The organism is Stenotrophomonas sp. STK16_22 (assembly GCF_051984505.1).
GTDB classification, from domain to species: Bacteria; Pseudomonadota; Gammaproteobacteria; order Xanthomonadales; family Xanthomonadaceae; genus Stenotrophomonas; species Stenotrophomonas maltophilia_A.
In genome coordinates, this window is sequence record NZ_CP196972.1 from 2,852,400 (window position 1) to 2,865,978 (window position 13,579).

At 66.0% G+C, this 13,579-nt stretch carries 15 protein-coding genes; 11 read left to right on the plus strand and 4 right to left on the minus strand.

Features of this window, described 5'->3' with window-relative positions; genetic code table 11:
• Window positions 1-26: 26 nt before the first annotated feature.
• The gene (locus tag ACSYAO_RS13280; protein WP_006374755.1) at window positions 27-284 is read right to left on the minus strand and encodes a hypothetical protein; all 258 of its coding nucleotides are present in this window, start codon (window positions 282-284) and stop codon (window positions 27-29) included.
• A gap of 233 nt (window positions 285-517) precedes the next feature.
• Between ACSYAO_RS13280 and ACSYAO_RS13285 the strand changes: the two genes are divergently transcribed.
• Window positions 518-1,729: an MFS transporter gene (locus tag ACSYAO_RS13285; RefSeq protein ID WP_049463032.1), complete on the plus strand. Its 1,212-nt coding sequence runs from the start codon at window positions 518-520 to the stop codon at window positions 1,727-1,729.
• 16 nt (window positions 1,730-1,745) lie between these two features.
• Here the strand turns inward: ACSYAO_RS13285 and ACSYAO_RS13290 are convergent, their stop codons facing one another.
• Window positions 1,746-2,225: a MerR family transcriptional regulator gene (locus tag ACSYAO_RS13290; protein WP_149908567.1), complete on the minus strand. Its 480-nt coding sequence runs from the start codon at window positions 2,223-2,225 to the stop codon at window positions 1,746-1,748.
• Between the two features lie 89 nt (window positions 2,226-2,314).
• Here ACSYAO_RS13290 and ACSYAO_RS13295 point away from each other — a divergent pair, with 89 nt between their 5' ends.
• The 5 genes from ACSYAO_RS13295 to ACSYAO_RS13315 all read left to right on the plus strand — a co-directional run bounded on the left by ACSYAO_RS13295 (window position 2,315) and on the right by ACSYAO_RS13315 (window position 5,629).
• Entirely contained in the window at window positions 2,315-3,553 is a 1,239-nt protein-coding gene (locus ACSYAO_RS13295) for an NADH:flavin oxidoreductase/NADH oxidase family protein (protein ID WP_149908568.1), read from the plus strand.
• A gap of 94 nt (window positions 3,554-3,647) precedes the next feature.
• On the plus strand, window positions 3,648-4,124 hold the full coding sequence (locus ACSYAO_RS13300; RefSeq protein WP_005413845.1) for a hypothetical protein: 477 nt from the start codon (window positions 3,648-3,650) through the stop codon (window positions 4,122-4,124).
• Between the two features lie 133 nt (window positions 4,125-4,257).
• On the plus strand, window positions 4,258-4,902 hold the full coding sequence (locus ACSYAO_RS13305; RefSeq protein WP_149908569.1) for a hypothetical protein: 645 nt from the start codon (window positions 4,258-4,260) through the stop codon (window positions 4,900-4,902).
• A gap of 86 nt (window positions 4,903-4,988) precedes the next feature.
• Window positions 4,989-5,258, plus strand: a complete 270-nt coding sequence (locus tag ACSYAO_RS13310) for a hypothetical protein (RefSeq protein ID WP_005410135.1) — start codon at window positions 4,989-4,991, stop codon at window positions 5,256-5,258.
• A 125-nt stretch (window positions 5,259-5,383) separates the two neighbouring features.
• Window positions 5,384-5,629, plus strand: coding sequence for a hypothetical protein (locus ACSYAO_RS13315; protein ID WP_044570470.1), 246 nt, complete (start codon window positions 5,384-5,386; stop codon window positions 5,627-5,629).
• 45 nt (window positions 5,630-5,674) lie between these two features.
• Here the strand turns inward: ACSYAO_RS13315 and ACSYAO_RS13320 are convergent, their stop codons facing one another.
• On the minus strand, window positions 5,675-7,204 hold the full coding sequence (locus ACSYAO_RS13320) for an FAD-dependent monooxygenase (RefSeq protein WP_049463029.1): 1,530 nt from the start codon (window positions 7,202-7,204) through the stop codon (window positions 5,675-5,677).
• A gap of 82 nt (window positions 7,205-7,286) precedes the next feature.
• Between ACSYAO_RS13320 and ACSYAO_RS13325 the strand changes: the two genes are divergently transcribed.
• Window positions 7,287-7,931: a TetR/AcrR family transcriptional regulator gene (locus tag ACSYAO_RS13325; RefSeq protein WP_049463028.1), complete on the plus strand. Its 645-nt coding sequence runs from the start codon at window positions 7,287-7,289 to the stop codon at window positions 7,929-7,931.
• A gap of 74 nt (window positions 7,932-8,005) precedes the next feature.
• Window positions 8,006-10,147, plus strand: a complete 2,142-nt coding sequence (locus ACSYAO_RS13330; RefSeq protein WP_149908570.1) for a TonB-dependent siderophore receptor — start codon at window positions 8,006-8,008, stop codon at window positions 10,145-10,147.
• 56 nt (window positions 10,148-10,203) lie between these two features.
• Here the strand turns inward: ACSYAO_RS13330 and ACSYAO_RS13335 are convergent, their stop codons facing one another.
• Window positions 10,204-10,485, minus strand: coding sequence for a hypothetical protein (locus ACSYAO_RS13335; RefSeq protein WP_012511452.1), 282 nt, complete (start codon window positions 10,483-10,485; stop codon window positions 10,204-10,206).
• Window positions 10,486-10,693: 208 nt separating this feature from the next.
• Here ACSYAO_RS13335 and ACSYAO_RS13340 point away from each other — a divergent pair, with 208 nt between their 5' ends.
• The 3 genes from ACSYAO_RS13340 (at window position 10,694) to ACSYAO_RS13350 (ending at window position 13,457) form a co-directional block, all read left to right on the plus strand.
• The gene (locus ACSYAO_RS13340) at window positions 10,694-11,368 is read left to right on the plus strand and encodes a response regulator transcription factor (RefSeq protein WP_032128606.1); all 675 of its coding nucleotides are present in this window, start codon (window positions 10,694-10,696) and stop codon (window positions 11,366-11,368) included.
• Window positions 11,368-12,717, plus strand: a complete 1,350-nt coding sequence (locus tag ACSYAO_RS13345) for a sensor histidine kinase (RefSeq protein WP_049463026.1) — start codon at window positions 11,368-11,370, stop codon at window positions 12,715-12,717. Before ACSYAO_RS13340 ends, ACSYAO_RS13345 begins: the two co-directional genes overlap by 1 nt.
• A 323-nt stretch (window positions 12,718-13,040) precedes the next feature.
• Entirely contained in the window at window positions 13,041-13,457 is a 417-nt protein-coding gene (locus tag ACSYAO_RS13350; protein WP_049463025.1) for a hypothetical protein, read from the plus strand.
• Window positions 13,458-13,579 lie beyond the last annotated feature (122 nt).

A 13,579-nucleotide genomic window follows, 5' to 3' on the forward strand; every position in this document is an offset into this window, starting at 1 on the left:
CATGATGCGCACAAGGGCGCGACGGCCTAGCGGCGGCGCCAGCGCGACGCCTTCTTCCGCAGGTGGTTTTCGTTCTCCAGCCCGGGCTCTTCGCCCTCTTCACGCACCAGTGCCTGCAGGCGTTGGCGCGCTTCGGCCAGCGACATCAGGTCGGTCAGACGATCCCCATCGTCGGCGACGACCGCATGGCCGACCACATCGCCCGGAGCGTACACCGGCGCGTAGGACACCGCTACCAGCTGATAGCGGCCGCGCGTCTCCAGCACATGCCTGAATTCCTGCATCGACATCCTCCTTGTTCCAGCACTCCGCAGCCCCTGTGTTTCGCATCATGCCGACGTCCATGTCGTCATTACATGCAGGACGCCGACAACAATGCGCCGAACCTGCTTTCGTACCGAGCCCGTGCCCGGGTTGCCGCAACCCCACGGATCAAACGCTGATTTACCCTCAGCATGGCTGCTGCTGTTGCGGTGCAGCAGTACAATGCACGGCTCCCCGCCCCCATCGGCCCCGCATGAGCCCCAACTCTTCCCTGGCTGCGCGGCTGACGCCCCGTCAGCGCACCCTGATCATCCTTGCCCTGTCCCTGGGCGGCTTCGCCATCGGTACCAGCGAGTTCGCCAGCATGGGCCTGATGCTGGAGATCAGCCGTGGCCTGTCGATCTCCGAAACCCAGGTCGGCCACCTGATCAGCGCCTATGCCATCGGCGTGGTCGTCGGTGCGCCGATTCTCGCCTTCGTCGGCGCCAGCTTCCCGCGCCGCAAGCTGCTGCTGGCGCTGATGGGCTTCTATGCTGTCGGCAACCTGGCCAGCGCACTGGCACCGAACTACGGCACGATGCTGATCGCACGTTTCGTTGCCGGCCTGCCGCATGGCGCCTACTTCGGGGTGGCGATGCTGGTGGCGGCGGCAATCAGCCCGGCCGGCCAGCGCGGCCAGGCGATGTCGCGCGTACTGCTGGGCCTGTCGATCGCGATCCTGGTCGGCAATCCGCTGACCACCTGGCTGGGCCAGCAGTTGAGCTGGCGCACCGCCTTTGCCCTGGTCAGCGTGCTGGCCATCGCCACCGTGGCAATGATCGCGCGCTTCCTGCTGCCCGATCCGGACGAGGTGCGCACCTCGCCGATGCGCGAACTGCGTGCCTTCAACACCACCCAGGTGTGGCTGGCACTGGCGATCGGCGCGGTCGGTTTCGCCGGCATGTTCTGCGTGTTCACCTACCTGGCGCCGACCCTGGTGCAGGTCACCGGCGTGGCCGAATCGTGGATGCCGCTGGCCGTGGGCGTGTTCGGCATCGGCGCGATCATCGGCAACATCGCTGGTGGCTGGCTGGTGGACAAGTTCCACTTCAAGGCCGCCGCGGTGGTGCTGCTGTGGTCGATCGTGATGCTGCTGCTGTATCCGCTGGCCGCACAGTCAGTGTGGACCATCGGCCCGATGATCATCACCGTCGGCACCATGGGTGCGCTGGCTGCGGTGCTGCAGACCCGCCTGATGGACGTGGCCGGCGAAGCCCAGACCCTGGCCGCCGCCTCCAACCATGCCGCCTTCAATACCGCCAACGCGCTCGGCCCGTGGCTGGGTGGCATGGCGATCAGCGCCGGCTTCAGCCCGGCCAGCACCGGCTACGTCGGTGCGGCCACCGCCATCGGCGGCCTGCTGCTGTGGTGCGTGGCGGTGATGCTGGACAAGAAGCGCAAGAGCGCCGTCGTCGGCAGCCTCTGAACATCGCGCCGGATCGTCAGTCGCTGCCCGTGCGGCGGCGGCGATCCGGCCGCAGCAACGCGGTATCGCCGGCCGCCAGGGTCGGCCGCGCCAGCTCACCACGCTTCACCCGGTCCAGCACCCGCTGCGAGTTGGCCGCACAATCAATGCCCTCCGGCCGCGCCTGGATATCTTCGATCAGGGCCAGCAGGTGCGCACGGCTCTCTGCCAGCCGCAACTGCAGCGCTTCGATGTCGGCCACCTTCTGCTGCAGCATCGTGATCAGTGCCTCGTGCTGCCACTGGCCCATGTCCGGCGGCAACAGCGCGCGGATCTCTTCCAGGCTGAAACCGGCGCGCTGCGCACCGGTGATCAGTTCCAGCAGCAGCACCGCCTGCTCCGGATAATCGCGGTAGCTGTTGGCCTGGCGCTGGACCACGAGCAACCCGGCCTCTTCGTAGAAGCGGATGCGCGACGCTGCCAGGCCCGTGCGGCGGGCCAGCTCACCGATCTTCATCTGCCTGAATCCTCGACATGGAAGCCTGTTGACCTTCAATCAAACTTGAAGGTTAGCGTAGCCCCATTCCCCTGTCCTGGAGCTGTCCGATGTCGCTGTTCTCGCCCCTGGCACTGCCCTCCGGTGCCGTCATCCGCAACCGCATCGCCAAGGCGGCGATGGAAGAAAACATGGCCGACGCCGACCACGCTCCCTCCGAAGCGCTGCTGCAGTTGTACCAGCGCTGGGCCGACGGCGGCGCCGGACTGATCATCACCGGCAACGTGATGGTCGATGGGCGCGCCATGACTGGGCCCGGCGGCGTGGTACTGGAGGATGATCGCCACCTCGACCGCTTCACCGCCTGGGCGGACACTGCCCGCTCGCGGGGCGCGCAGATGTGGATGCAGATCAATCACCCCGGGCGGCAGATGCCGGCCGCACTCGGTCAACCCGCGCTCGCGCCGTCGGCCGTTGCATTGCAGATGGGCGCGCTGTCCAAGCAGTTCGCACCGCCGAAGGCGATGACCGAGGACGACATCGACTCGGTGATCGCGCGCTTCATCCGCAGTGCCGAACTGGCCGAGCGCGCCGGTTTCAGTGGCGTGGAGATCCATGCCGCGCACGGCTACCTGCTCAGCCAGTTCCTGTCACCGCTGTCGAACCGGCGGGAGGACCAGTGGGGCGGCAGCCTGGAAAACCGTGCGCGCCTGCTGCTGGAGATCGTGCAGGGTGTGCGCGCGGCGGTGGCGCCCGCCTTCGCAGTGGCGGTGAAGCTCAACTCCGCCGATTTCCAGCGCGGCGGTTTCTCGCCCGAGGATGCACGCGCCGTGGTGGAGATGCTGGCCCCCCTCGGCGTGGATCTGGTCGAACTGTCCGGCGGCAGCTATGAAGCACCGGCCATGACCGGCGCCGCACGCGACGATCGCAGCGTGGCCCGCGAAGCGTACTTCCTCGAATTCGCACGCGAGATCGCCACGGTGGCAACGATGCCGTTGATGGTCACCGGTGGCATCCGCCGCCGCGAAGTGGCAGAACAGGTGCTGGCCAGCGGCGTGGCCATGGTCGGCATCGCCACCGCACTGGCGATCGAGCCGGATCTGCCACAGCACCGGCAGCAGGGCCGCGACCCGGTGCCGACGCTGCGCAACATCAACTGGCGCAGCAAGCCGCTGGCGGCCAGCGCGCACATGGCGGCAGTGAAGTATCAGCTGGGCCGGTTGAGCCGGCGCCGCCCCACCGCACCCACGGTTTCACCGGCGTGGGCACTGCTGCTGGCACAGGCGGCCGCAAAGTGTCGGACCCGCCGCTACCGGCGCTGGATCAGCGCCCGCGCCATCGCACATTGAGCCGCGCGGTCTTCTCATCGCCGCAGCGATGCTCCACCATCTGCAGGATCGGCGGCAGTTCCGCCGCCGGTCGCAGCATGGAGATGGAGCCCACGTGGCAGCAGGATCGACCAGGAACCGCGAGAAGCTGCTCGATGACCTGCTCTCGCTGGGCCGTAACTGGGCGCTGGCGATCGCCATCGCAGGTGCCGGGGCAGCAGTTCACTACAGCGAGTCGGTGTACGAAGCAGGACTCTGGCGAGGCCTGCTGCCTACCATCTGCTTCCTGGTCGCGATCATCTGGATCGTGCTCAGCATCATCCGCTTCGACCTGACCCTCCAGCAGCACTTCGAGCGCAAGCGCACGCGCTGGCTCAGCCGCCTGCTCTATGTCGTACTGCTGGGTACCGGCATCACCGCCGTGTTCTTCGTGACCGAACTGGCGTCCAACAACCATATCGCAAGGATGTGCGACGCCGTGGCCAACGAACCGGCCAGCCGGATCCACCGGTCCGCCGAGTGCCAGCGCCTGTACCAGCATCGGGCGGCGTACCGGCAACGGCTGGAATCGGCCGAGGGCGAGTTCGACTGAGCAGATGCGTGGGCGAAGGCGCACAGGGACTCACACAGGGGTCCAGCAAGGGTGGATTCGAAATAGTTGTATGGACTTCATTGCAACGCGACGCCACGCTTTCTTGCCAGAATGCCGTGATCGAACGCAGTCCATGAAGTCATCCACCGCCCGCTCCCGTCTCCCCGCCCGGCCGCGGAAAATCGGCAGCGAAGTACGCATCTTCAGGCGCTATCACCAGTACGCCATCGTTGCCGCCGGAGCCGGACCACTGGCAATACTCCTGTTTGCCGTCGCACCCGAACTTGGGCCGCTTCCGGCACTGGGCGCGGCAGCGATTTTCACGCTGTCGCCGCTGATTCTCGGCTTCGTTGTCTATTCCCCACAACGGGACCGGGTGGTACTGGAACAGGATCGTCTGGTATTCCAGCACCGTCCTCCTCTCCCGTTCAAGCAGATCCGGTCCTACAACCTGGACGATCATGTCGATCTGATCCTGATCGATGGACCGAGCGTGCTGCTGCAGCGCACGCGGGCATCGATGCATGATTTCCCAACCTTCCGGGACGCACTGGCAGAGGCGCTCGCAGATCGGCCCGCCAACGCTGCCGCGGCTCCGCAACGTCGCCACTTCTTCGGTGCCTGGCCCGCACGCGTTTGGGGTGCGGGCCTGTTGCTGGCGACGGCGGCACTGGTGATCACGGGCGTACTGCATGGCTGGCCGTTGTACAAAGCACCGATGCTTGGGATCGTGCCCGTGGTGGGCATTGGGCTATTGCTGTCGCGCCGCCGTCACTGATCACGCCGTCGGCGAAGTACACATGGCGTGGATGTGTATTCGGGCACAGTACGCGCGCCGCTCACGCTTGGAACCATCCAGCCACCATGCTCCACGCGCCTGCCCCCGCACATCACGATGCCATCGCCCTGCAGGCGGGCGTGCTCGGCAGCGTGTTGGGCGTGGCTCTATACAAGGCCATCGCGTTGTCGGCGCTGGCGACCGGATCCTTGATCGTGATCGGGCTGTGGCTGCTGGCCTGCGCGCTGCTGGCTGCCTGGGCACTGGCCGCCTGCCTGGCCTGCCTTGCGCTGAGCCGGCGCGTATTCGTGCTGATGCTGGCGCTGAGCATGATCCTGATGATCTGCGTCGCCTGACAGCAGCAGGCGCCGGACTATCGCGCATCTGTTACAGAATAACAAGTGCGGTTGGACGGATTGCTCGTGCCCGGGGTCACGGATTTGAATTCCATGGCCAGCCCGGCACCACCCGAGACCTCCCCATGACCCTGCAGCCCCTGCTTCGCGCCTCCCTCACCGCCATTGCCCTGGCCACGCTCAGCGCCTGTGCCACGTACGACGACAGCAACATGCACCAGGCCTGCCAGGAGTCGCCGCATCTGAAGGACCTGCCACCCGAAGTGGCTGCCCGCGAGAGCCGCTGCAACAAGAGCATGGAAGTGTGGTCGAGCGAGCGCAAGGGCAGTGACAGGCCGATCGACCTGAGCGGCAAGAAGAAGGATCTGTAACCGCACCCGGCGCAGCCCACATCGGCTGCGCCTCCGCCCTGTACGTCAGTCAGCCTCCGGCAGTCCGAACCCGCGCTGCAACGCTTGGCGCAACCCTGCCTGATCACCTCCCGCATCGCAGGCCCACGCGACAATTCCATCGGGCCTCACCAGTACCGCCCCCAGGCCGAGCGCATCGTCCACCGCCGAGGCAATGCGGGTGAACGGCTGCCGCCAACGGTCGACGGGGTTGTACGAAGCGCCGTTCTCATCGAGCACAAGCAACACCCCCTGCCCCGTCCTCAGCACCTCTCCCATGCGGCGGCCATCGGCCAGCAGGAAGTCCGGCACGCTGCGACCGGCCAATGGATGGCCATCGCCCAGATCGAGCTGTTGCGACACGCCCCAGACCCGTTCGGCCAGATAGGTGGCGCCATCGCGGGTGCCGGCCAGATCGGCCATGACCGCCGCCAACGCGCGCGAACCGGCTCCAGGACGCATCAGCGCAACCTGCGCGCGCGACCAGTCCAGTACGTTGGCGCCAATTGGATGCCGTTCCGCGTGATAGCTGTCCAGCAGCGCCACGTCAGCGTCACCGCGTATCACGCTGGCCAGTTTCCAGCCCAGGTTCATCGCATCGCCGATGCCCAGATTCAGGCCCTGCCCTCCCAACGGGGAATGCACGTGCGCAGCGTCGCCTGCCAGCAGCACGCGGCCGTTGCGATAGGCGCTGGCCTGCCGCGCACCATCGGTCCAGGTGCTGTGCAGATGCAGCGCGGTGATGGTCACGTCGCGGGCAGACACTCGTCGCAGCAGCGATTGCGCTTCGTCCAGCGCGAGAGGTTTTCGATGCCCGGCACCGCCATCGAAATCGGCAAGCGCGAGCACACCGGGTGGATTGAAATTGCACATGCCCTGCGCGGTGTACTGACGGCCCGGGGTCAGCACGCCGGGATCTTCCAGATCGACCTGCAGCGAATGGCCGGTGAATTCGGGATCCGTGCCGATGAAACTGAAACCGCATTGCTTGCGCACTGTGCTGCGGCCTCCATCGCAACCTACCAGCCAGCGACCACGTACCGCCCCGTCAGCGGTCTCGATCTCCACTTCGGTGGCACCGGCGCGCACCGCCTGTACCGCACGCCCGCGTTCGATGCGCACGCCCAGCGTGGTCGCACGTTCGGCCAACACCGTTTCCAGGGCCTGCAGCTCCACCGCCATCTGGGTGCCCACCGGCGACGGCAGGCGCCAGGTCCAGCGCGTGCGGTCGACGTCGTCCAAGACAAACGGTATTCCGGCGAAGTGGCCGCCCAGCGCCCGCGGCTGCGCGAGCCAATGGGCGGTGCCGGGCGGCGGCGCCCCCTTCTCGGGCTTGAGCACCTGTGTCGCGGCGACCGCGTCCAACAGGCCGCGCCGATCCAATGCCTCCAGCGTAGGGGCGTTCAAGCCGCGCAGCCCGAATGGCAAGCGCTTCAACGGCGAGCCGGCGGACCTGGCCTGTTCCAGCACCAGCACTGAACACCCGGCCTGGGCCAGTTCACTGGACAGGAACAGGCCGACCGGGCCGGCACCGGCAATGACGACGTCGTACAGCATGGGAAATCCTTGTGAGCACCGGGTCGGCGCTCTGGCGGGTCAAATGTTACACTCGGTGTACGTTTCCACAAGTGAACCGCCCATGACCCCGCCTCCAGGTCGTCGCGAACAACGCAAGGCCGAGACCCGACAAGCGATTTCGGACGTCGCCACCGAGCTGATCATCCGGCGTGGCTTCGAGGCCGTCTCCATGTCCGAAATCGCCGAAGCCGCGGGCGTCTCACGCAAGACGGTCTTCAACTACTTCGCCAGCAAGGAAGACCTGGTGTTCGATCGCGATGAGGAGGCGCGCATGCTGCTGCGCGAGGGCATGATGGCGCGCAGCGGCATGACCCCGTTGGCGGCCTTCCAGTCACTGGTGCGCGAGTTGCTGGAGGCTGGCCATCCGCTGCTGCGCATCAATGCCGGCGCTGCCGCCTTCTGGGGCACCGTGGCGGAGAGCCCGGTACTGGTCGCGCACGCGCGACGGCTCCAGGCGCAGTTGACTGACGACCTGGCGCGATTGATGGCCGGCGCTGCCGGCCGGCCAGAACATGACGCCGAAGCGCGATTGGGCGCGGCCATGCTGCTGGCGTCGATGGTGGCGGCCTATGAGAAGGGATTGGCAAGCCAACTGCAGGGCGAGGACCCGCGTGAGGCCATGCTGCAGCTGATCGTGCGCGGCGCCACCGGGGTACTGGTGGCCTTGGCGGGCACCCCGTACACGGACCCCGGCGCGCGTCCATAACGCATTCGGGGGATAGGTCACGAAGTGTTGCAAATGCTAATCTTTCTCATTTGCAGACACACCCCCCTCTCCCGATGCCTTTTCCAATGCCCCTGCAACGCGCCTTGTGCCTGGCACTGATCCTGCCCCTGGCAACCCTTGCCCATGCTGTCGAGCCCTCCACTGCCGCGCCAAAGGACCTGGACAAGGTCGAAGTTCGCGGACGTGCACAGACCCTGTACCGGGTGGACGATGCTGCGGTCGGCACCCGCACGGATACACCGCTGGAGCTGGTCCCACAATCGATCCAGGTCATCCCGCGTGAACTGATCGACGATCAGGCCGCGCGTCAGGTGACCGACCTCTATCGCAGCATCAGCGGCATCAGCTACTTCAGCTATGCCGGGGTGACCCTGCGCGGCTTCCGCCAGGAGAACGTGCTGTATGACGGCCTGCGCGGCGACCCGTATGCAGGTTTCTCGGTCCCGCAGTTGTTCAACATCGAGCGCGTGGAAGTGCTGAAGGGACCGGCAGGCGCGCTGTATGGCGGTGGTGATGCAGGCGGCGTCATCAACTATGTAACCCGCAAACCGAAAGCCAGTGCCGGACGCAACATCGAGATCCAGCTGGGCGACAAGAACTTTCGTGCCGGATCGATCGAGGGTACCGGGCCGTTGAATGCCTCCGGCAGCGTGCGCTATCGCGCCGGGCTGTATGCCGACAGTGAAAAGGGCGTGCGCTGGAACACCGACAGCGAAAGCGTGATCGGCGACGCCTCGCTGGCCTTCGACATCGGCCAGACCGGCGAACTGGTGCTGCAGTTCACCGACATCACCCAGAACCTCGGCGGCAACCGCCTGCGCGGCGTGCCGGTGAATGATGCGGGCACCTTCCTGACCGACCGACGCTGGAACCACAACGAGGCCAGCGACTTCCTCGACATGCGCGCCAAAGTGGCGCTGGCGCAGTACCGCTTCGCACCACGTGACAATCTGGATGTGGACTTCGCCGCTCGCTGGTTCAGCAACAACGAGCACCAGATGTACCACGAGCCGATGGGCCTGATCGATCGTAACCGCGATGGCGTGGCCGAGTGGATGACCCGCCAGCTGCGCAACCAGATCCGCGACAACGAAGCATTCACTGCCAACGGCAATGCAGTCTGGCGGGTGACGACCGGCGCGGTTGAGCACAAGGTGTTGTTCGGTGCCGATGTGTACCAGCTGGATGCGGATTTCACTGCACAGACCGCCAACAGCGCCGACCTTGCCCGTGGTGCGGGGCCGGTGCGCGGTATCGACCTGTTCAATCCCGTGTACGGCGCCAGTACCTGGCACGACTACAACCTGGCGGCCCTGCCCTGGCGCAGCACGTCCACCCGCAGCATGCGCTATGGCGGCTATCTGCAGGACGAGCTGGCACTGGGCACACGCTGGCATGTGCTGGCCGGGCTGCGCTGGGATGGCTTCAAGGACGACGACCGCATTGCCGGCAGCAGTGTGGACGGCAACCACCTCAGCTGGCGGCTGGGCAGCACGTTCACCGTGCGCGAGGGCCTGAATGTCTACGCCAACGTGGCCAGTGGTTTCGTGCCGCAGAGTGCCGCCAATCAGAATCCGGCCGCTGGCGGACCGTTCGATGCCGAGCGCAGCAAGCAGTGGGAAGTGGGCATGAAGTCCCTGCTGGCCGACCGTGTGACCTTGAACATTGCCGCCTACCGGATCGACCGCAGCAATATCGTGCAGGCCACCGGCGAAGTGATCGGTGGCGTGAACCAATTGGCCGCGCTGGGCCTGGTACGCAGTACCGGCATGGAGCTGGACCTGCTGGCCGACCTCAGCGAGCGCTGGGTGCTGAATCTGACCTACGCCTACAACGATGCGCGGGTGAAGGACGCAGGCCCGAACGGCATCACCAACGCTTCCGGCGACCGATTCGCCAATGCGCCGCGCAACAAGCTGGGTCTGTGGACGCGCTACGACCTGCCGTCGATCAATTCGGCCATCGGCTTTGGTGCTGACCATGTGGGTGAGCGCGTCAGTCTGGACGGGCAGACGGTCAAGGCTTACACCGTGTTCGACATGAGCTGGAAGACCACATGGAAGCAGTGGCAGTTCCAGGCCAACGTCAAGAACCTGTTCGACAAGGTATATGCAGCCAGCGGTTTCATCGCGCGCAACGGGCACTTCCCGGGTGAGCCGCGGCGGGTGTACGTGCAGGCCGCTTACAGCTTCTGACGCAGGGCTGGGGGCGGTGATGACGGGGAGGTGGCAACCCACCTCCCCTGTGGGTGTCAGTGCGAGCAGGCCACCAGCATCGAGCGGGTGGCCATCTGGGTGGAAGTGAAGCCATTCTTGTTGCCCACCGCGATGGCGTTGCCGTCGTCGCCATCCTTGCTGAAGACTACATAGCCGCCTGGGCACATCTGTCCGGCCTTTTCGTAGCAGCCACTCCAGGAACTGGAGCCGCTGCAGTCGATGGAGACGCCGCGCCGGCCATCAGGGGTTACGGTCATCTTCGCGGTGGTACAGCCACTCAACGCGGCCACGAGCAACAACGGAACGAACAACTTCATGGGTACTCCAGGGATTGGGGGGCAGCGAGTGGGCGCCAAGGCTGGAGTGCCTGGATTGCGCGAACCTTGCGCCGACAGCGTGTTTCCTGCGTCACCACAGCCGTGCGGAAGATCGGGAAGGCACGCCATGTTCACGCAATGTTCCTGTAATACGGTGCCGGCGCGTGCCGAACCGCCCTGCCACGCCCTTCCTGCCCAAGCCCTGCCGATGCACATCCTGCTGATCGAAGACGAGGCCGAACTGGCCGCCACCCTGAAATCCGCCCTGCAGCGCGAGCGCTACGTGGTGGACCTGGCCAACACGCTGGCACTGGCCCGCGAAGCGGCCCTGTGCGGATCGCACGATCTGGTGCTGCTGGACCGCACCCTGCCCGACGGTGACGGGCTGGGATTGATTTCCCTGCTGCGTGAGCGCAACCCAGGGGTGCCGATCATCGTGCTGAGCGCGCTGGGGCAGCTGCCGGACCGCATCGCCGGCCTGGATGAGGGCGCGGACGACTATCTGACCAAGCCCTTCGCACTTGAGGAACTGTTCGCCCGCATCCGCGCTGCAGGGCGCCGGCCGAGCGGCATGCAGGTGGAACTGGTCAGCATCGGCCGGTTGGTGTTCGACCCGGCATCGGGTGAAGCCAGTGTGGGCGGGCAACGGCTTGAGCTGCCGCGCCGCGAGATCCGTGTGCTGACCGCGTTGGCCCGGCGGCTGGGGCGCACCGTGCTGCGCGAGTCGATTGAAATGGCGGTGTATGGATTCGATGACGGCATCCATTCCAACACGCTCGACTCGCACGTCTCTCGCCTTCGCCGCAAGCTGGCCGATGCCGATGCAGGAGTAGAGATACACGCCATCCGCGGCGTCGGCTATCTGATGCGGGAAGCCAAGTAATGGCACGTCGTCCCTCGCTGAAGCGCCCGTTGATCGTCAAAACGCTGATCTATCAGCTGCTGGCGTTGCTGGTGGCGTTCTTCGCACTGCTGATGGTGCTGATACGTGCCGACAGCGGTGGCTACTACACCATCCAGACCTTCGCGCCGGTGGCGGCCGACGCGGTGCACCGCGACCGCAATGGCGACCTCTACGTGCAGAACACGCCGGAACTGGCCGAACTGCTGAAGGTTGTTCCCGGTGCATGGTTCATCGCCGAGGATGAGCACGGCCACCACGTTACGTTCGGGCCTGTGCCGCCGGCCTATGCCTCGCTGGTTGGCGCACTGGATGGCATCCCCTTTGGCGACCTGCGCGGGCGCGACCGCAGCGATGGCCTGGCCGTCGTGGTCCGCCAGCACAGCGGGCCGGCCGGCAAGCTGACCATCATGGCCCACGGCGAAACCGATACGCTGACCTGGCAGATGGCGTTGGCGGCACACATCATCACCCTGCCGATCTTCCTGCTGCTGGGCCTGGCCACCATCGTCCTGACACCGATCATCGTAAGACGAGCTTTGGCCGGGGTGGAGCGCATCGCCCAGGAAGCCCGCAACATCTCCGCCAGCCGCCGCGGTGTCCGCCTGACAGAAACCGCGGTGCCGGTGGAGATCGCTCCGTTGGTGACGGCGGTGAATGAAGCACTGGAGCGGCTGGACGAGGGGCACGAGCGGCAACGCCGCTTCATCGCCGCCGCCGCGCATGAGCTGCGCACCCCCATTGCGATTCTGAGGGTGAAGGTCGATGCGGCCGACGACGCCACCTCGCGCAACCTGGCCGTGGAAGTGGCACGGTTGGCGACGCTGGCAGAGCAGTTGCTGGATCTGCACCGCATGGACGAAGACGGGCCGAAGGAAACCATCAACCTGGCGCGGGTGGCCAAACGGGTGGCCGCCGATCTGGCGCCGCTGTTGATCCAGTCGGACAAGACCGTAGCCGTGGCGGTGGAATCGCACTTCCCGGTGTTCGGCGAGACCGGCGCAGTGGAGCGGGTAATCTCCAACCTGGTGCTGAATGCTGCCGAACATGGCGGACGCCAGATCATCGTGCGCGTTCAGGGCAGCTGCCTGGAGGTCGAGGACGACGGCCCCGGCATACCGGTCGACCAGCGCGAACGGGTTTTCGAACCCTTCCAGCGGCTGCGGCCACGGCAGACAGGCGCAGGACTGGGGTTGAACCTGGTGCGCCAGGTGATCGACCGCCACGGCGGCCACGTCACGATTCTGGATGCGCCTGGCGGTGGTGCATTGATCCGTGTTGAGTTTCCACTGCACCCGGGCGTAACCAGCGCGTCACCGCTGGAGCACTGAACACACCGCGTGCACCTGTGTAACTGGCACCTGTCCATGCGATGCCGGTAGCGAGGACAGGCAAGGTTGCGGCAATGTTCGCTGCACAGCATCGGGGTGTGGCACCTGCCGTGCCACCGCGTTCCGATCTGACAGGAAGCCTGCATGTGACCCAGGGAGCTCCGCCACCGTCCTCTTCCACGCGCACTGTGCCACCGCGGAATTCGCCGGGCCTTACCGCTGCCGCATGGAATCGCCACCCGCGCACTGGCCGCGCGCTCGGCCTGGAACATTGGCCGCATTGGCTGCGGGCAGTTCCCGAAACCGAGCGCGCAGGTGTATTGATGCGGCTGTTCGGCGCCCTGTTCCTACTGCTGCCCGGCATTGCACTGGTGGCTTCAACGTACAGGCACGCGAGCGCTGCGGCGGCCGCTGCTGTGCTCCTGTTCGTTGCCGTGCATGCTGCGCTGCATGGGTTGGCGGCATGGCACGCGGCAACCTCCCGCCCGATGCCACCACTGCTGCGCGTCCTGGATGGTCATGCCGCTGGGATAATGATTGCCAGCGCGCTGCTGATCAGCATCGGTGCAGGGATGACGAAGCTGCCTGTTCCAGCATTCTTCTGGTTGTTGGCCGGCGCGGTGAGTCAACTCTTCGCTGCGCGATTGGCAGGTCACCGGCTGCGCAATGCACTGCTGGTTCTCGGTAGCGCCCTGCAGTTCATCGCCGTAGCATTGCTCGCCCTTCCTGCCGCACGCTGACACAGCGACAGCCCCGCAAGGTTCACGCAACCCAGCGCATCGAGACTCGACGGCCAACCCCGTCTGCCACGCCAGACGTGTGTCTCTACTGCCGCGAGGACCCGCGATGACCTGTCTCTACT

Excerpts from the sequence above, each read along its gene's own strand:
- ACSYAO_RS13280 (WP_006374755.1), bottom strand. The coding sequence starts at position 284 with ATGCAGGAATTCAGGCATGTGCTGGAGACGCGCGGCCGCTATCAGCTG.
- ACSYAO_RS13285 (WP_049463032.1), top strand. The coding sequence starts at position 518 with ATGAGCCCCAACTCTTCCCTGGCTGCGCGGCTGACGCCCCGTCAGCGC.
- ACSYAO_RS13290 (WP_149908567.1), bottom strand. The coding sequence starts at position 2,225 with ATGAAGATCGGTGAGCTGGCCCGCCGCACGGGCCTGGCAGCGTCGCGC.
- ACSYAO_RS13295 (WP_149908568.1), top strand. The coding sequence starts at position 2,315 with ATGTCGCTGTTCTCGCCCCTGGCACTGCCCTCCGGTGCCGTCATCCGC.
- ACSYAO_RS13305 (WP_149908569.1), top strand. The coding sequence starts at position 4,258 with ATGAAGTCATCCACCGCCCGCTCCCGTCTCCCCGCCCGGCCGCGGAAA.
- ACSYAO_RS13310 (WP_005410135.1), top strand. The coding sequence starts at position 4,989 with ATGCTCCACGCGCCTGCCCCCGCACATCACGATGCCATCGCCCTGCAG.
- ACSYAO_RS13315 (WP_044570470.1), top strand. The coding sequence starts at position 5,384 with ATGACCCTGCAGCCCCTGCTTCGCGCCTCCCTCACCGCCATTGCCCTG.
- ACSYAO_RS13320 (WP_049463029.1), bottom strand. The coding sequence starts at position 7,204 with ATGCTGTACGACGTCGTCATTGCCGGTGCCGGCCCGGTCGGCCTGTTC.
- ACSYAO_RS13325 (WP_049463028.1), top strand. The coding sequence starts at position 7,287 with ATGACCCCGCCTCCAGGTCGTCGCGAACAACGCAAGGCCGAGACCCGA.
- ACSYAO_RS13330 (WP_149908570.1), top strand. The coding sequence starts at position 8,006 with ATGCCTTTTCCAATGCCCCTGCAACGCGCCTTGTGCCTGGCACTGATC.
- ACSYAO_RS13335 (WP_012511452.1), bottom strand. The coding sequence starts at position 10,485 with ATGAAGTTGTTCGTTCCGTTGTTGCTCGTGGCCGCGTTGAGTGGCTGT.
- ACSYAO_RS13340 (WP_032128606.1), top strand. The coding sequence starts at position 10,694 with ATGCACATCCTGCTGATCGAAGACGAGGCCGAACTGGCCGCCACCCTG.
- ACSYAO_RS13345 (WP_049463026.1), top strand. The coding sequence starts at position 11,368 with ATGGCACGTCGTCCCTCGCTGAAGCGCCCGTTGATCGTCAAAACGCTG.
- ACSYAO_RS13350 (WP_049463025.1), top strand. The coding sequence starts at position 13,041 with ATGCGGCTGTTCGGCGCCCTGTTCCTACTGCTGCCCGGCATTGCACTG.